Origin of the sequence: Rahnella variigena (genome assembly GCF_003610915.1) — a bacterium.
Lineage (GTDB): Bacteria > Pseudomonadota > Gammaproteobacteria > Enterobacterales > Enterobacteriaceae > Rahnella > Rahnella variigena.
In genome coordinates this window covers 4,083,056-4,098,869 of the sequence record NZ_NSDJ01000001.1, presented here as the reverse complement: position 1 = coordinate 4,098,869, position 15,814 = coordinate 4,083,056, and the positions used below count along the sequence as shown (strand labels likewise).

The 15,814-nt window shown below is 50.9% G+C and carries 16 protein-coding genes and 1 pseudogene; 14 read left to right on the top strand and 3 right to left on the bottom strand.

Features of this window, described 5'->3' with window-relative positions; genetic code table 11:
• Window positions 1-13: 13 nt before the first annotated feature.
• Both CKQ54_RS18775 and CKQ54_RS18770 read left to right on the top strand, forming a co-directional pair.
• Window positions 14-1,036, top strand: coding sequence for a Gfo/Idh/MocA family protein (locus CKQ54_RS18775; RefSeq protein WP_120161683.1), 1,023 nt, complete (start codon window positions 14-16; stop codon window positions 1,034-1,036).
• A 40-nt stretch (window positions 1,037-1,076) separates the two neighbouring features.
• Window positions 1,077-2,615, top strand: coding sequence for an MFS transporter (locus tag CKQ54_RS18770; RefSeq protein ID WP_120161684.1), 1,539 nt, complete (start codon window positions 1,077-1,079; stop codon window positions 2,613-2,615).
• Window positions 2,616-2,658: 43 nt separating this feature from the next.
• Here the strand turns inward: CKQ54_RS18770 and CKQ54_RS18765 are convergent, their stop codons facing one another.
• Window positions 2,659-3,186 (bottom strand): GNAT family N-acetyltransferase, encoded by a 528-nt coding sequence (locus CKQ54_RS18765; protein WP_120161685.1) that lies wholly within the window; start codon window positions 3,184-3,186, stop codon window positions 2,659-2,661.
• A 97-nt stretch (window positions 3,187-3,283) separates the two neighbouring features.
• On the opposite strand from CKQ54_RS18765, the gene CKQ54_RS18760 reads away from it, so the two are divergent.
• Entirely contained in the window at window positions 3,284-4,162 is an 879-nt protein-coding gene (locus tag CKQ54_RS18760) for a LysR family transcriptional regulator (protein WP_120161686.1), read from the top strand.
• Window positions 4,163-4,297: 135 nt separating this feature from the next.
• The gene (gene nlpA, locus CKQ54_RS18755) at window positions 4,298-5,116 is read left to right on the top strand and encodes a lipoprotein NlpA (RefSeq protein ID WP_120161687.1); all 819 of its coding nucleotides are present in this window, start codon (window positions 4,298-4,300) and stop codon (window positions 5,114-5,116) included.
• A 93-nt stretch (window positions 5,117-5,209) separates the two neighbouring features.
• Here nlpA and CKQ54_RS18750 read toward each other — a convergent pair whose 3' ends face one another.
• Window positions 5,210-5,488 carry a DUF3761 domain-containing protein gene (locus CKQ54_RS18750; RefSeq protein WP_120161688.1) on the bottom strand — a complete coding sequence of 93 codons (279 nt, stop codon included), beginning with the start codon at window positions 5,486-5,488 and terminating at the stop codon, window positions 5,210-5,212.
• Window positions 5,489-5,913: 425 nt separating this feature from the next.
• Here CKQ54_RS18750 and CKQ54_RS25825 point away from each other — a divergent pair.
• Window positions 5,914-6,078 (top strand): annotated as a pseudogene (locus CKQ54_RS25825) (PAAR domain-containing protein); the annotation flags it as partial.
• A 374-nt stretch (window positions 6,079-6,452) separates the two neighbouring features.
• Here the strand turns inward: CKQ54_RS25825 and CKQ54_RS18740 are convergent.
• Window positions 6,453-7,661 (bottom strand): coiled-coil domain-containing protein, encoded by a 1,209-nt coding sequence (locus tag CKQ54_RS18740; protein WP_120161689.1) that lies wholly within the window; start codon window positions 7,659-7,661, stop codon window positions 6,453-6,455.
• Between the two features lie 241 nt (window positions 7,662-7,902).
• Here CKQ54_RS18740 and CKQ54_RS18735 point away from each other — a divergent pair, with 241 nt between their 5' ends.
• From CKQ54_RS18735 to CKQ54_RS18695, 9 genes are all read left to right on the top strand, one after another.
• Entirely contained in the window at window positions 7,903-8,439 is a 537-nt protein-coding gene (locus CKQ54_RS18735) for a fimbrial protein (RefSeq protein ID WP_112287182.1), read from the top strand.
• Between the two features lie 54 nt (window positions 8,440-8,493).
• On the top strand, window positions 8,494-9,051 hold the full coding sequence (locus CKQ54_RS18730; protein WP_120161690.1) for a fimbrial protein: 558 nt from the start codon (window positions 8,494-8,496) through the stop codon (window positions 9,049-9,051).
• Window positions 9,051-11,567, top strand: a complete 2,517-nt coding sequence (locus CKQ54_RS18725) for an outer membrane usher protein (protein ID WP_120161691.1) — start codon at window positions 9,051-9,053, stop codon at window positions 11,565-11,567. The genes CKQ54_RS18730 and CKQ54_RS18725 overlap by 1 nt, the downstream gene beginning before the upstream one ends.
• 88 nt (window positions 11,568-11,655) lie before the next feature.
• Complete coding sequence (locus CKQ54_RS18720) at window positions 11,656-12,408, top strand: fimbria/pilus periplasmic chaperone (protein ID WP_112287179.1); 753 nt, start codon at window positions 11,656-11,658, stop codon at window positions 12,406-12,408.
• 5 nt (window positions 12,409-12,413) lie between these two features.
• Window positions 12,414-13,034 carry a fimbrial protein gene (locus tag CKQ54_RS18715; RefSeq protein ID WP_120161692.1) on the top strand — a complete coding sequence of 207 codons (621 nt, stop codon included), beginning with the start codon at window positions 12,414-12,416 and terminating at the stop codon, window positions 13,032-13,034.
• Entirely contained in the window at window positions 13,027-13,551 is a 525-nt protein-coding gene (locus tag CKQ54_RS18710; RefSeq protein WP_112287178.1) for a fimbrial protein, read from the top strand. Before CKQ54_RS18715 ends, CKQ54_RS18710 begins: the two co-directional genes overlap by 8 nt.
• A gap of 10 nt (window positions 13,552-13,561) precedes the next feature.
• Window positions 13,562-14,086, top strand: a complete 525-nt coding sequence (locus CKQ54_RS18705; RefSeq protein WP_167459649.1) for a fimbrial protein — start codon at window positions 13,562-13,564, stop codon at window positions 14,084-14,086.
• Between the two features lie 9 nt (window positions 14,087-14,095).
• Window positions 14,096-14,656 carry a fimbrial protein gene (locus CKQ54_RS18700; RefSeq protein WP_112287176.1) on the top strand — a complete coding sequence of 187 codons (561 nt, stop codon included), beginning with the start codon at window positions 14,096-14,098 and terminating at the stop codon, window positions 14,654-14,656.
• 17 nt (window positions 14,657-14,673) lie between these two features.
• Window positions 14,674-15,591, top strand: a complete 918-nt coding sequence (locus tag CKQ54_RS18695) for a fimbrial protein (RefSeq protein ID WP_112287175.1) — start codon at window positions 14,674-14,676, stop codon at window positions 15,589-15,591.
• Window positions 15,592-15,814 lie beyond the last annotated feature (223 nt).

Below are 15,814 nucleotides of genomic sequence, written 5' to 3'. Positions count from 1 at the left end.
TCGGGAGCGGATCATGAAAACTCTGGGGGCTGCGGTAATCGGTTGTGGTGCCATCCATACCTGCCATGTCAAGGCGATTCAGCATGAGCCAGAATGTCAGTTACGGGCCATTGCTGAGTGCAATATTGGCAAAGGCAGGGCGCTGGCGCTGGAATATGGCTGTGATTTTTATACTGATTATCACGAAATGTTATCTGATCCGCTGATTGACGTGGTGCATATCTGTCTGCCGCATCATTTACATCTGGAAGCGATTCTCGCCGCGCTGGCGGCGGGAAAGCATGTTTTCACCGAGAAACCGGTGGCGCTGAATATCGGTGAGGTCAGCGCCATTAAACGGTCAGAGGCGCAGGCTGACGGAGTGCTTGGCGTGTGTTATCAGAACCGCCTGAATCCTTCCAGTCAGAAAATCAAAGCACTGCTGGACAGCGGGCAGCTGGGCACCATGTTGAGCATCAAAGCCATCCTGACCTGGTCACGCGGCGGGGCGTATTACAGTGAAAGCCTGTGGCGCGGGCGTTTTGCCACCGAAGGCGGCAGTCTGCTGATCAATCAGGCGATCCACACGCTGGATTTAATGCAGTGGTTTAGCGGCGGCGTGCTGGCGCTGAAGGGCGTGGTGGAAAGAACGTTTCTCAGTGATCTGACTGAAAATGAAGATACCGCGATGGCCAGTCTGAAAATGGGTAACGGTGCGCGGGGATTGTTTTACGCAACCAATTGTCACAGCACCGACTCGCCGTTGCTGCTGGAAATTCATTGTGAAAAAGGACTGCTGCAGTTACATCACAACGCGCTGTGGCTGATTGAAGGAGAAAATAAAACGCTGCTGGTCAGCGATGACAGTCCGTCAGGAACAACCAAAAGCTACTGGGGCGACAGTCATCGTCAGGCAGTATCAAATTTCTATCATTCCATTCGTCATCCTGAAGAAAAAAATTATATCTCTGTTTCACAGGCCGAAGTGTCTCTGAATATTGTCGGGGCGATTTACCGCTCATCACAATCAGGGAAATGGATAACTCTGGCTGATTAAATAATTTTAATAATAACTTTACCTTCACAGGATAATAATAATGAAACCTACTGAGCGCAGAGTCGGTTACGGCACGGCTATAGGCTATGGCGTAACTGACTTATTTGGTGGCGGTGCATTCGCCGTTATCGGTACCTGGCTTTTATTCTTCTATACCATGTATTGCGGATTGACTGTTTTAGAAGCGGGTTCTATTTTCGCTATCGCCCGAGTGATTGACGCGGTATTAAGTCCCATCATGGGTTATATTACCGACCACTTTGGTAATACCTGGCTGGGTAAACGGTTTGGCCGCCGTCGCTTTTTCCTGCTGATCAGTTCGCCGCTGATGTTCCTGTATGCGCTGGTCTGGGTCAAGGACATGGGCTACTGGTATTATCTCGGAACGTATTTGTCGATTGAATTACTGTCGGCGATGGTGCTGGTGCCGTGGGAAACACTGGCCGCAGAGATGACCAACCGTTTCGGCGAACGTACCCGCCTGGCCGGTGTACGCATGATTTGCTCGCAGCTTGGCGGTTTTCTTGCCGTGTCTGTACCGGGCGTGATCATGATGTTTACCGGTAAAGATAATCCGATGACGTATACCTACACGGGGATGTTCTTCGCCACAGTATTTTGTATCGCCGTGTTTACCACCTGGTTATGTACCTGGGAGGCGAAGGATGTGCGGGATCCGAATGAGCCTGAACCGGAAATGGAATCCGGCGGCAGCCTCTGGCATCATCTGAAAAGTCTGGTGCTGGATTTTATTTCGTCCTTTAATATCCGCATGTTCCGTCAGCATATTATTATTTATATCGCTTCATTCACCGCAATGGACGTATTTGGTGCCGTCTTTACCTATTATGTGGTTTATGGCCTGCATCAGGATGTAGGGGCGGTTTCGGGATATTTAAGCGTCGCAGCTTTTGTTTCCGTACCCTCGACCATTGTTTATATGATGGTCATGGAAAGGTTGAATGTTTCGCCTTCCGCTGCGTTGCGGATAGCGTATGGCTGTATCTTCTTTGTGCTGGCTGCTCTGTTTTATATTTATATTACCAACACAGCGGTGCCGCTAATTCTCTTTACTTCCATTTTTGTTGTTTTAGGCTTTGGTCGCTCAGGGCTCTATTATATTCCGTGGAATATTTACAGCTTTATTCCGGACGTCGATGAGATAGTCACCAAAAAACGCCGCGAGGGGATTTTTGCCGGTGTCATGGTATTTACCCGTAAAAGTACTGTTGCGATTGCCATTATGATTGTAGGTCTGGTGCTGGAAGAAAGCGGATTTGTGAAAGGGCAGGGCGCGCAGCCGCTCAGCGCGTTAAACGCGATTATAGGACTGATGATCTTTGCCACCGGGGCATTGCTGGCAATCAGTTTCTATATGACTTTCAAATTCAAGCTGACGCGGGACACGCATAAAATTCTGATCAAAGAAACTGCTCGCCTGAAACTGGGCGGTGCTCAGGAAGATTGCGACGAAGTATCGCGCAAGGTGATTAAAGACCTGACGGGTTACGAATACAATGAGGTGTGGGGCGGCAGCGCAACGCAAAAAAATACCAGGGAAAAATTAGCGATAGAATAATCAGTTACATGCGGGCAGATAGTCTGCCCGCTTTCATTTCCGGTCAGCTCTCCTGCGCAGGCAAGGTCTGATTCCCGTCACCCAGCGCACGTTGCATAAACACCGTATCCAGCCAGCGACCATGCTTGAAACCGACAGAATGCATGGTGCCTTTCACCTGAAAACCAGCAGCGAGGTGCAGATTAATCGACGCCATGTTTTCGCTGTCGCCAATATTCCCCACCAGCTGGCGAAAACCGTGCATTTCCGCCCAGTCAATCGCCCGGCGAAGTAACGCTTTACCCGCACCACGTTTCTGAAAACCGGGATCGATATAAATCGAATCCTCCAGCGTATAGCGGTAAGCAAAACGCTCGCGATAGCGGCCCAGATAGCAGTACCCTTTCACTTCCCCCTCATGCAAAACCACCAGCCACAGCAAACCGGCTTCCTGAATTTTTTTCAGGCGCAGCGCCATTTCATGTTCATCAGGCGGCTGAGTTTCGAACGAGGCCGTCCCATGTAAAACATGCCAGGCATAAATTTTCTGCATGGCAGGGATATGTTGTTTATCTGCTTCAATAATTTCCATTTTTTCGGTCTCGTGGGTGATTTCGCTATAGCCTACTCTTTCCCAAAACGAGCTGGGAGGGCAAACTGTTTATCACCGGTATAAGGAAAACTTTGAGATGCCCAGCCTTAATCTTGATCACCTGACCACATTCAAACTGGTCGCCAGCCGGAAAAGCTTTTCCGGTGCTGCTGACGCGCTCGGGCTTTCGCAACCCGCCGTCAGCCTGCAAATCCGCCAGCTAGAACAAACTCTGCAGGCGCGTCTGGTTGAGCGCACGGGCAGGGGGATCCGCCTGACAGCCGCCGGGCAAACATTATTGTCACATATCGGGCCGGTCGAACAGGCCGTGAGTGCCGCGATGCTTTCGGTGGCGGCAACCACACAGGAAGTCAGCGGAACGGTAACTCTTGGAACGGGCGCAACGGCATGTATCCATCTGCTGCCGCCGCTTTTAGAGCAACTGCGCACTGAGCATCCGTTGTTAACCGTGCGCGTCAGAACGGGAAATACGCAGGAAATTTTGCAGGCGGTGGAAGATAACCGCGTTGATATTGGCCTCGTCACGATGCCTGCGGCGGGTCGTAATCTGCATGTCAGCCCGGTCACCCAGGATGATTTCAAAGTCATCATGAAAAAGGATGACAATGCAACGGACAGAAGCATGACGGCGGCAGAGCTTCAGACACTACCATTGATCGTTTCTGAATACGGCAGCGGAACCCGCGCATTAATCGACGGCTGGTTTCAGGCAGAAGGGATTGCCGTGCAGCCAGTGATGGAGCTTGGCAACATCGAGGCGATTAAAAAAATGGTGCAGGCTGGCCTTGGCTACAGCATCGTGCCCGGAATGTCGGTGGCCAACCCGCAGGACAGGATGGGGTTGAGTGTGATGGCATTGCAGCCGGTTCTCCGCCGGCCGCAGGGGATTGTGATGCGACAGGATAAGACGCTGACGAAAGGCATGGCGGAGTTGCTGAAGTTAATCGGGGGATGATCCTCTGCAACCCTGATGTTCCGGCTTATATGCTTTTTTCTTCTTAGCAGTGCTTTATTGGTTTTTTAAACCGCGACAATCCTCCTGTTATAGTCATTTCATTACGCATTAGCGGTTATTTTTTAAGGAAAAAAAGTGAAACTGACGTTCCCTCATTTACGTACTGGTGCTGTGGTTTTGCTGGCGGGATTACTGCTGGCGGGCTGTGATCAAAAAAGCGGTGATGCTAAACATATCAAAGTTGGCGTGATTAACGGCGCCGAGCAGGATGTGGCGGAAGTCGCGAAAAAAGTCGCCAAAGACAAATACGGTCTGGACGTAGAACTGGTTGGTTTCAGCGGCTCATTACTGCCGAATGACGCAACCGAACACGGCGACCTGGATGCCAACGTGTTCCAGCACCGTCCGTTCCTCGATCAGGATAACAAAGCTCATGGCTATCATCTGGTGGCGGTCGGCAACACCTTTGTGTTCCCGATGGCGGGTTACTCGAAAAAGATTAAAACCGTTGATCAGCTTAAAGACGGCGCCACCGTGGCGATCCCCAACGATCCGACCAACTTAGGCCGCGCGCTTCTGCTGCTGCAAAAAGAGAAACTGATCACCCTGAAAGACGGCAAAGGCCTGTTGCCGACGACGCTGGATATCACTGAAAACCCGCATCACCTGAACATTATGGAACTGGAAGGCGCGCAACTGCCGCGCGTGCTCGACGACCCGAAAGTCGATGTTGCCATTATCAGTACCACCTATATCCAGCAAACCGGATTATCGCCGGTGCATGACAGCGTATTTATCGAAGATAAAAATTCGCCGTACGTGAATCTTCTGGTTTCACGCCCGGACAATAAAGATGCGGAAAACGTGCAGGAGTTTCTGAAATCGTATCAGTCTCCTGAAGTGGCGAAGGCAGCCGAGAAAATCTTTAACGGCGGGGCGGTTCCGGGCTGGTGATGATATTTGCATGACAAAATCTGCTATTTTCAGAAGCCCGCTTAACATGAACTGTCCAACTTTATGGGGTCAGTCCAATTGCGGGCTTTTAATTTAGTTAAGCCATTCCGCCACACCACCATGTCGCGAGCACGTTCCTCGACGATGAGCACTGAAACTGTAGGTTCCGTCTCTGCACTGAGCCGATGCGCCATCAGGAGCATTACCCGACTTTGTATGCGCCGGCCGGTGAATTTCCTGCCCGTCTGAATTGGTATAATCTCCTTGCTCGATAAGCTCATTATCGGTTGAGGAAGATTGCGTGTGCTGTTTGGCAATTGCCGGGTTTAATAAAAGACTGACTGCAAATAGCAAAGATCCCAGTAAGCGCATGATCGCACTTTGTCCCTGTTATGGTTGTACTACCTGAATGATTGGCGAGGAGATTACTCCTTATACCCACACAGGCAATACTGATATTTAATCAGTAGTTAATTGTCTTATCTAATGTCGTTATGTGAACTGTGAAAGGGTGTCCCCTTCAGGAATCGTTTATTTAATCATTTTAGTGAAAATGGAAATTAAATATTAGCGTCTATCATCGGGAGTATAATTTGTAAAACCGCATGGTAAGCCAGGCGCATTTATCCAATATTTTTATCAGAATTACTCCTTCAAATATTTCCTTATTTAAAATAATTTAGCTCAAGAGAAATCACGAGTATGATGCCGGAATACCCATAATAAAAGAAAGGGATTGGCATGAAAATGACGTACAGCTTCGAGTTAACAGTAAGAGTGTGCTGGGAAATGGCGTCATGACCAAAGGCTACTATCTGTTCATACGGGATAAAACTACCTGCGGCGGTATTATTGCCGAAGGCGAACCAAGACATACCATCATGAGAAAGGCCGTGGCGCGTGAACTAGACAGAGTGACCTGCGGGAAACTTCCCGGCTTATTTAAGAAACTCGGGCCAATACATGAGCGGGCAATGAAGGCACTGGTAATCGAGGGCATTATCAAACTAACCGGGTATTCCAATGCTCAACGCTCATACCGGGCATATGCTATTTCTAAGCGTTGTCTGCGTAGATTTTTTGGCGCCGATAGAGAGGCATAACTTAGCCGTGAGGACCGCTACCATTATCTGAATGACATTTTCACCAAGCGTAAAAGTTACTCATTTGATGAGCTTATTGGGATTGCGATTGATAGTGGGTCAGCGTGCCAGACATGAGCAATCTAAATGCGGGCAGGAGGGCATGATCATGAAGCTTATTAGTAGATGAATTTATGTGATCGGGATGAAATCCACGCCGGAGCGTGGATTTTACCTTAGGAAAACAGAATGACTTAGCTGTCTTGTTTTATCTGGGACTTAAGCTCGTCCATTTTCGCTATGAGCGGAGTCTTCTTGGCTTCTAGCACAGATATATACTCATGGCATGATTTAATTTCCCCTGATACAATTTCCTTGCTCTTTTCTAAGGAGTGAATCGCTTCTTGTTTAAAATTAATTCGCTGCTCAATCTCCTGTTTGGCAGAAAGACGGTTCTCAAGCTTAACCTGACCAATATCACTTTTATATTCATTCTTGAGTTGCGATATTTCCCTTTGCAGAGCCCTGATGTTTTTTGGCGCATCATCGAAGTTCTGCATCAGTTTCTGCCACTGTTTGCCCTTATGGTTGGGCACTTTAATGAGATCTGAATATTGACGGCGGCCTTCTTTTAAATCGTAACCGAAGTGCTTAATGGCATATTTATCGCTGCCCAGATGTTCACGCCAGCTGGTGGTGCCAAAGCCCGTATCGCGATTATCATAAATAGCGCCGCTCTCAGCTTTTCTCAGATCCTGCTCGGCACTGCTTACACCGTGTTTCCTTGCAAAATCGAGTAAAACCGCACGGCTATTTTCATGCGCCGCAATTTTCTTATTTAATGTACTGATTTCGGCATTTTGTTTGGCCTCGAGTTTACTGATTTTTGCTTCAGTATCTTTTAAACGCTTGGCATCTTTGACCGCAAAGTCTTCCGAGGAGGTGTTCTTTAGCGCATCGGCCAGAGGTTTAATCTCATTATGCAGTTTTTTAATCTGCACATCAGCTTTGTTAATTTTTTCCTTAAGTTTGGCGATCTCATTTTTTTCCTGAGAAACATTTCTTGAAATGAGTTGGAGATCATCTGCAAGACCTTTAATCTCACCGTTTACTTTGGCATTGTGAGCATTTATTTCATTTTTGTGAATGTCCTGCACGACCGGGGCAAGCTTCTGTTGAATATTTTTAAGCTTCTCTTCTTTCTTATCATGCATTTTGGAATTCTGCGCTTCAAGCTTGTCAAATAAATTACTGAAAGTATTTTTCAGCGCGACAGGGTCTTTTGGACATGATTCCATTTTTGTCATTAGCAGCTGGCCGACCTCAACTTTATCGCATTTATTGAGAATTCTGTTCAGCGTATTGACATCGCCTTTATGAATGCGTTTGTCACTGTCATTAAGTAAGTTCTTATAGGCTGAAATAAAACTATTTTGGTCACGTACGCTTAGTGAATTAGACATGATGTAGTTCCGAGTGTCGATTTAATAGATAATGTAGCAATGTGCTAAATCGTATATCTCCCTCCAGAGAATTTCTTCTAAAAAACGCTTTTTATATATTTCGCTTGTGGGTGGAGTTGAGGCGGTTTTTGATATCAGTTTTTAAATCACTAACGTAAATTAGTTAATTCCCGTTGCGTGGTCGTGGCAACGAGGCTTCTTGTGAATAACGCTAGTAAGAAACTTATAAAGGAATGAGTAAATGCAATTAACCAAATTGGTTTGGGCCTTTGGTATGGGGGCTGCTGTACTGGCAGGCCAGTCACAGGCAAGCGATCAGGGACACGGCACGGTTAAGTTTACCGGCAGTATTATTGATGCCCCTTGTTCAATTACCCCTGAAACCATTGAGCAGACCGTCGATTTGGGCGAAATCTCCAATAAATCTCTGCTCAACGGCGGAAAGTCCAACCCGCGTCCGTTTGATATCAAACTGGAAAGCTGCGACCTCTCGGGACTTACGGATAAAACCGTCACCATTACCTTTACCGGACCGGAATCCAGCGCTCAGCCCGGCTATCTGGCTATTGTCGGAAGCAGCGCCAGCGGGGCGGCTATCGGCATTACCAACGATGAGGGCACCAATATTCCTCTTGGCACCGCCAGTTCCGCGACAAAAACACAGCAGGGTGATAACACGCTGACCTACTCCGCCTACCTCAAAGGAAACGGCGGGAGCACAACGGTCGTGCCGGGTTCCTTCACCTCGGTTGCCAATTTTACTCTGGCCTATCAGTAAGCACACAGCGGGCCTTCTGCGTTTTTCTATACGGTTTTCGTTTGTGAGATACCTATGAATAGCAGTGTTTCGTTTGTAGTGCCCTCCCTGCTGGTGTGGCTTGTGCTATGCCTGGCCTCCTCAGGTGCGCTGGCGAAGAATGCGGCGGATCAGGGGCATGGAAAGGTAAGCATGCAGGGTTCGATCATCGACACACCCTGCGCGATCGCCGTGGCCAGTCGGGAACAGGTGATTGATCTGATGACTATTCCACTGGAACAAGTCATCCGTGACGGTGGTGGCCCTTCTAAGCCATTCAGTATTCATCTGGAAAATTGCGCCTTTGAGCAGTTGATTCCTAACCAGCAGGACTGGTCGCATTTCATGGTGACCTTTGATGGTCCCGTTACCGACGGCGAGCTGTTTGCTCTCCACGGTGGCGCTCGAGGTATCGGGTTAGAGATTTCTGATGCCACAGGAAACCGTATGCAGCCCGGCATTGCTTCGCAGGCGGGCCTGCTGCAGCCCGGTGCCATGCGCCTTGATTACTCACTACGTTTGGTGGGCAACCATCAAAAACTACGGGCCGGGGCTTACTCCACTACCGTGCGTTTTAAACTGGATTACTTTTGATGAGGCAGGTTTTATATCACGCCGGCGCATGGCTGCGCCGTTGTCCTGTAGCGCTGATGGTGACGCTGGCTTTTCAGGGGGCAGAGGGATACGCGGCAGACGCAATAGAATTCAACACGGATGTCCTGGATATTAGTGACCGTTCACACATCGACCTTAGCCAGTTTTCTCAGGCAGGGTACATCATGCCGGGTGAGTATCAGATGGTTATCCGTCTGAACAAAGCCGAGCTGCCGGAGCAAACGTTAGCGTTTATTAAACCGGATAACGATCCTCAGGGCAGCCAAGTGTGCCTTACGCCACAGGTCATTGCTCAACTGGGTTTAAAAGCTTCTGCTTTGCGCGATCTCAAGTGGTGGCACAGCGGGCAATGTCTGGATAACGCGAGCCTGCCGGGGGTAAGCGCGCGGGCAGTTCTGGGCGAAAGCGCGCTCTACCTGAATGTTCCCCAGGCATATCTGGAATATACCGCTGACAACTGGGATCCGCCCGCTCGCTGGGATGACGGTATTGCCGGGGGAATTTTTGATTACAACCTTAACGGACAGTCGTCGCGTTTTACCGGCGCGAGCCGCAGGGATGTCCAGTCGCTCAGCGGCAACGGAACCACAGGGTTTAACCTGGGTGCCTGGCGTTTTCGCGCCGACTGGCAGGGGCAGTACAACCATACCCGTGGCTCCATGAACAACACGCAGCGTGACTGGCAGTGGAGCCGCTACTACGCCTGGCGGGCGATCCCCTCGTTAAAATCGAAGCTGATGCTCGGTGAGAACTACCTCAATTCCGGCATGTTCGACAGTTTCCGCTACACCGGAACCAGCATGGAGTCTGATGACAATATGCTGCCACCAAACCTGCGCGGTTACGCGCCGGAAGTCGTCGGCGTGGCAAAAACCAACGCTAAAGTGACCGTTAGCCAGCAGGGACGGGTTATCCATGAAACCACGGTCGCCGCAGGGCCGTTTCGGATTCAGGATTTGAACACCGCCGTTTCGGGCACTCTGGATGTGAAGGTTCAGGAGCAGGATGGCACTTCGCAAAGTTTTCAGGTGGATACGGCAAGCATTCCCTATCTTACGCGCCCGGGCAGCGTGCGATACAAACTCGCCTTCGGTAAACCTTCAGATTACCGGCACGATAGCCAAGGGCCGGGGTTTGCCACCGGCGAATTCTCTTGGGGGGTGAATAACGGATGGTCATTGTATGGCGGGAGTTTGCTGGCCGACGACTATCACGCGCTGGCGGCAGGGATTGGCCGCGATTTGCTGGCGTTAGGGGCGCTTTCATTTGACGTCACTCAGTCCCATGCGGAACTGCCAAGGGACAACACCAAAACGGGCAGCTCGTGGCGTCTTAGCTATTCCAAACGTTTTGACGAATACGACAGCCAGGTCACCTTTGCGGGCTATCGCTTTTCTCAGCGCGACTTTATGAGCATGAGCGAATATCTGAACGTGCGCTATCACGGCATCGTCGGTAACAACAATAAAGAGTTGTATACCATCGCTTTCAACAAGCAGTTCCGTAGTCTGGGCCTGAGTGCCTATGCGAACTATAGCCACCAAACCTACTGGAACCGCCCGGATAACGATAGTTACAACCTCTCCCTGTCGCGCTATTTCGATGCCTGGCGTTTTAAAAACGTCAGCCTCAACCTGTCGGCCTATCGAACGCTTTATAACAACACTAGCGATGACGGCATGTATCTCAGCCTGTCATTGCCGTGGGGTAACAGCAGCACGTTGAATTTCGACAGCCAGGCGGGCAGCACGGGTAATAGCACTACGGTGGGGTATTTCGAACGCCTCGATAGCAATAACAGCTATCGGGTCAAGGCCGGAGCGGGCAGCAGAGGCAATGCGGTTGGCAGCGGTTACTTCACCCATCAGGGGAATAACGCGGAAATGAGCGTCAACACCAGCTACGAAGGTAGCCGCTATCACTCCGTCGGCCTTTCTGCTCAGGGCGGCATAACCGGCACCACGGAAGGCATTGCGTTACACCGCGTAAGCACAATGGGGGGAACGCGAATGATGGTCGATACCTCGGGCGTCAGCGGCGTTCCGGTGCGGGGATACGGTGGTGTTACCGAGACTAACCGGTTTGGAAAAGCCGTCGTGTCGGACATCAGCAGCTACTACCGAAGCAGCGTTAGCGTGGACGTCAACAAGCTGGCGGATGATGTTGAGGCTACGCGCTCGGTGGTGCAGGGCACCCTGACCGAAGGCGCGATCGGTCTGCGTCGCTTCGGCGTTATTGCCGGGGAAAAAGCGATGGTCACCATCCGTCTTGCGGACGGCACTACGCCCCCGTTTGGTGCAGTAGTTATGGGGCTCGGCGGTCATCAGGCTGGGATCGTTAACGATGGCGGCCAGGTTTGGCTAACCGGAATGAATGCCGGAGAATCGATGCGCGTGGTATGGGATGGGAAAACCCAGTGCGAGCTGAGTCTGCCGAAACCCTTGCCCACGGCCCCCGATAATCTAATGCTGCTGTGCCAAAGCGTACGGGCTTAAGCCCCCTGCTATCAGGCAAAAGAGTGAATGACAATTCGGTCGCCGCGCAAGACGGCACGGCGACATCCTGCAAAGCGAGTTTCAATTGATGAAAAACTATTCTTATTTGACGATGACCTCCACCACCCTGATTGCCGTACTGATCAGCCAAAGCGCGACGGCAGCCATTGCTCTTGACCGTACGCGTGCCGTCTTTAACGGTGCAAATAAATCGATCAGTTTAAATATCACCAACCAGAATAAAATGTTGCCCTATCTTGCTCAGGCATGGGTAGAAGATGAGCAAGGTAACAAAATCACCCAGCCTCTGACCGCGCTTCCGCCGCTACAGCGAGTAGAGCCGTTGGCAAAAGGCCAGGTGAAACTGCAGCTGATGGGGAATGCCAGCACGCTGCCTCAGGATAGAGAGTCGCTATTTTACTTTAATCTGCGTGAAATCCCGCCCAAAAGCACGAAAGCCAATACTTTGCAGATTGCTCTGCAGACGCGAATCAAGCTGTTCTATCGGCCGGAATCCATTGAAATCAATAGATCCGAAGGCGAAAGCGTGTGGCAGGAAAAAATTACGCTTAAGCGCGAAGGCGATAAATACCGCGTTATTAATCCTGGCCCCTATTACGTGACCCTGGCCGGGGCATACGAACACTCGGACAGCCCCCCGATTGCCGGCTTCGATCCGGTGATGATTGCCCCTCGTTCAGATGCTTTGTTGAACATCAAGGCATCGACGCTGGGACAGAAACCGATGCTGGCATGGATTAATGACTACGGCGGGCGACCGAAGCTTATCTTCAACTGCGCGGGCAACGTTTGCCGGGTCACCGGGAGTAAAGCCGGGTGAGGCTGATGGAGAAGCAAAGCAAGTGGAATTACCACGTTCTGGCAGGGTGCAACCGCGCTGCCAGCGCCCTGGCTTTGGCGCTGGTGCTGCCGCCGACGGCTTGGGCGCTGCCCGACAACTGGAACGTTGAAGGCGTAAACGGGGCACTGCATATTTCGGGCGATTTTGTCGAGGGGGCATGTCGCCTCGACATGACTTCTCAAACTCAGGAAGTCAGTCTCGGCAACACATCAACCGAGGCGCTGCGAAACCCGGGCGATCGCGGTGAGCCGGTAGCCTTTACGCTGAGGTTACGTGACTGCGTGCGCAGCGGGTCAGAGATGCTCAATACGTGGAGCGGGAACAGCGGCTGGGATTCGCTTCAGCCGGCTGTCAGCGTGACTTTTTTGGCCCCCGCGGATGCCGACAGCCCCGAGCTGGTGCAGGTGAACGGCCTCACCGGGCTGGGTTTGAGGATCGCCGACAGCGCCAGGCGTGACGTGCGATTAGGCGAGCGTACGCTGCCGCAGTTTGTCACCCCGACCAATGATGCGCTGGTCTACTACGTGCAGCCCGAACGCACTCCGGCCCCGTTAACGGCGGGTACATGGCAGGCTACGGTCGGCTTCAGGCTGAATTATGACTAAGGATCCAAAGATGATATTTGCCCGATGGGGAGCAATGGCCCTGTTCGCAATGACGGGAATGCTGCTGGGGGGTGATGCGGCAGCGGCGGGCTCCAGTAATTTAGATGTTCGCATTACCGGCACGGTGGTGGCGACCGCATTGTGTACTTTTAGCGGATCTGACCCGATTAAGGTGGAATTCGGTGACGTCTATATCAATGAAATTATTGGTGAGACCTATAAACAGCCCGTTCCCTATCAGGTGACCTGCAAAGGCGATCCGGACGGTAAAACGCTGCAAATGCAGATTGCCGGTAGCGCTGCCAGCTTTGATGGGAAACAGCTAAAAACTGATGCCAGCGGGCTTGGCATCAAATTGCTTAAAGGAAGCGAAACGCTGCCGGTAAATCAATGGTTCAACTTCGATAATGCCAGCCAGCCTTCGCTGTACGCCGTGCTGGAAAAACAGAGCGGCGCACGTTTTCAGGACGGACAGGCATTCAACGCCAGCGCCACGTTAAAAGTGGCTTATAACTGAGGCAATCAGGGTGAAGAACAAAGTTTACGGCGGCTGCGGAAGGAGCCTGGCGCTGGCGCTGCTGCTGTCCGGGGCAGGTGTTCAGCTCACGTCGGCGCATGCCGCAGCAACCGGCGACAGTAACGACATTTCCTTTCACGGCACGCTGAGGATCCATCCGTGCCACATCAATAACGATCGTGATGTAAACATCCACTTTGACAATGTTGGCATCCATAAGGTTGACGGGGTGCGTTACCAGCAGGCTATCGCCTGGCAGCTGATTTGTGACGATGTTGACCCCGCGTGGCGTCTGACCCTTGCGGTAAACGGCAGCGCAACGTCCTTTGACCGCAGCGCGCTCGCGACCAATATCCGTGGGCTAGGGATCCAGATTAAACAGAACGGTCAGCCGATGGAGATTAACAGACCCCTCGACATCCTTTATCAGCATCCGCCCACGCTTGAGGCTGTGCCGGTAAAAGATCCCGGCATCGATGAGCTGGGCGAAGGGACGTTTTCCGCTACGGCAACGCTGCTGGCCGAGTATTTATAAGGAACAGAAATGGGGAATAGAACGTTAGCCGGACGCAGCGTGGGCATGCTGTTGTTTATGATGGCTTTAGCCGGGCACGCGGCGGCAGGGAACGGTGGCCTGAAAGTCACCAGCGACAACCTGAAATTTGATGGGACCCTGGTTGCCGATCCCTGCGAGCTGGACCCGAATACGACGGATATTACGTTGGATTTCGGCACGGTAATCGATACCTATTTATACCTTAACACTCGTACCCACGCGCAGCCCTTCGCCCTCAGGTTGCTGGAGTGCGATCTGAGCCTGGGTAATCAGGTAGAGGTCACGTTTAAAGGGACGCAGAGCAAGGAATTACCGGGTTTTCTGGCGCTTAGCAACTCGGCCGCCAGCGGCATCGCGCTTGGCCTGGAGCAGAAGGACGGCACACCCTTGCCGTTGAATAAGACCGTGCCCGCTTTTACGCTCGCCGGCGGAACCAACGATCTTGTGCTGTACGGTTACGTTATTGGAGAACCTTCCGCGCTGGCTGCACATACCTTACGCCGTGGAGCATTTGAGGCGCTAGCGACATTCGAGCTTAATTATCCCTAGGAGAATCACATTCAGATATGAAATTACCCTTATTTATTATGCTGCTGGCGGTGCCTCAGGGCGCATGGGCCTACTCATGTAATTCCATTGGCTGGAACGGCGGAGATGCTGACGTTAACGTAAACGTTAGCCCGGACGTCAATACCGGTAGAAACAAGATTGTCGATCTCCGTTCGCAGATCAGCTGCAAAAACGACTCTGTAGACGGCGGTTGGGTCGATTCCATGTGGCTTGCCAGTAACGGAATGAGCCTCAATTCCGCCATCTTCAAGGATCTTAAGGGCGGCGTTATCATTTCTGGAAAGGTTTATCCTGAGCCTGTACCTGAAGTTGAGATCTTTAGTCTCAATGCACAGGAAACTAAAAGCTTACCCGTAGAGCTTTATTTCGAGCTAACCAGCATGGGTAAGTCGTTGCAGATCAGACGGGGAGACAGGCTTGCGCAAATTAAGTTTATCCAGAGAAATAACCACGGTGCGCAAAACTATTACATCTGGTATTTCATTGCGGCGAACGATGTAGATATAAACACGTCAACTTGCAAAATCCTCTCCGGAGAGACGTTGTTAGTTGAACTGGGAGAGCTTGAAAGAAGTGAGATTCAAAGCTCCGGAACTTCCGCACAGACGGTGGAAAAAAGCCTCAACATAACCTGTGATGTCACCCATGAAGTTGATTTTCAGGTAAAGATGAACACAACTCCAACCTCCTGGAATAATAATGCCATTACTACCAGTAACAATAATCTCGGGGTCGTCATGCGCTGGAACGGGAATATCGTTACCAATGGTAACACGCAGCAGCTCAGTGTAGTCAATGGCAGTATTTCGGTACCACTGAGTTTTACGCCAGTCAAACCTACCTCGGTCAGTTATGAAGATATAAAAACAGGTGCTTTTAATGCTTCGGCAACATTGATCATCACCCAGCAGTAGGATCGCTTGAGGCGTTTTTTGATAGAGCGCCTTACCAGCGAGTGTTATATTTCTGCCTGCAAAAAGAGGGGGTATTAAGTACTCCCTACTCATAACACGTATTCATATTTTTAGTTATCATCCCGGAAAAAGTAAATATTCATGTAGCGTGAGGACATTACTTTCAGTGGCGACAGGGACGTCCTTTTCCAATACTTCTTATAAGGATGAACTGACTAAAAAT

Coding starts and splice junctions, on each gene's coding strand:
- CKQ54_RS18775 (WP_120161683.1), top strand. CDS start 14: ATGAAAACTCTGGGGGCTGCGGTAATCGGTTGTGGTGCCATCCATACC.
- CKQ54_RS18770 (WP_120161684.1), top strand. CDS start 1,077: ATGAAACCTACTGAGCGCAGAGTCGGTTACGGCACGGCTATAGGCTAT.
- CKQ54_RS18765 (WP_120161685.1), bottom strand. CDS start 3,186: ATGGAAATTATTGAAGCAGATAAACAACATATCCCTGCCATGCAGAAA.
- CKQ54_RS18760 (WP_120161686.1), top strand. CDS start 3,284: ATGCCCAGCCTTAATCTTGATCACCTGACCACATTCAAACTGGTCGCC.
- CKQ54_RS18750 (WP_120161688.1), bottom strand. CDS start 5,488: ATGCGCTTACTGGGATCTTTGCTATTTGCAGTCAGTCTTTTATTAAAC.
- CKQ54_RS18740 (WP_120161689.1), bottom strand. CDS start 7,661: ATGTCTAATTCACTAAGCGTACGTGACCAAAATAGTTTTATTTCAGCC.
- CKQ54_RS18735 (WP_112287182.1), top strand. CDS start 7,903: ATGCAATTAACCAAATTGGTTTGGGCCTTTGGTATGGGGGCTGCTGTA.
- CKQ54_RS18730 (WP_120161690.1), top strand. CDS start 8,494: ATGAATAGCAGTGTTTCGTTTGTAGTGCCCTCCCTGCTGGTGTGGCTT.
- CKQ54_RS18725 (WP_120161691.1), top strand. CDS start 9,051: ATGAGGCAGGTTTTATATCACGCCGGCGCATGGCTGCGCCGTTGTCCT.
- CKQ54_RS18720 (WP_112287179.1), top strand. CDS start 11,656: ATGAAAAACTATTCTTATTTGACGATGACCTCCACCACCCTGATTGCC.
- CKQ54_RS18715 (WP_120161692.1), top strand. CDS start 12,414: ATGGAGAAGCAAAGCAAGTGGAATTACCACGTTCTGGCAGGGTGCAAC.
- CKQ54_RS18710 (WP_112287178.1), top strand. CDS start 13,027: ATGACTAAGGATCCAAAGATGATATTTGCCCGATGGGGAGCAATGGCC.
- CKQ54_RS18700 (WP_112287176.1), top strand. CDS start 14,096: ATGGGGAATAGAACGTTAGCCGGACGCAGCGTGGGCATGCTGTTGTTT.
- CKQ54_RS18695 (WP_112287175.1), top strand. CDS start 14,674: ATGAAATTACCCTTATTTATTATGCTGCTGGCGGTGCCTCAGGGCGCA.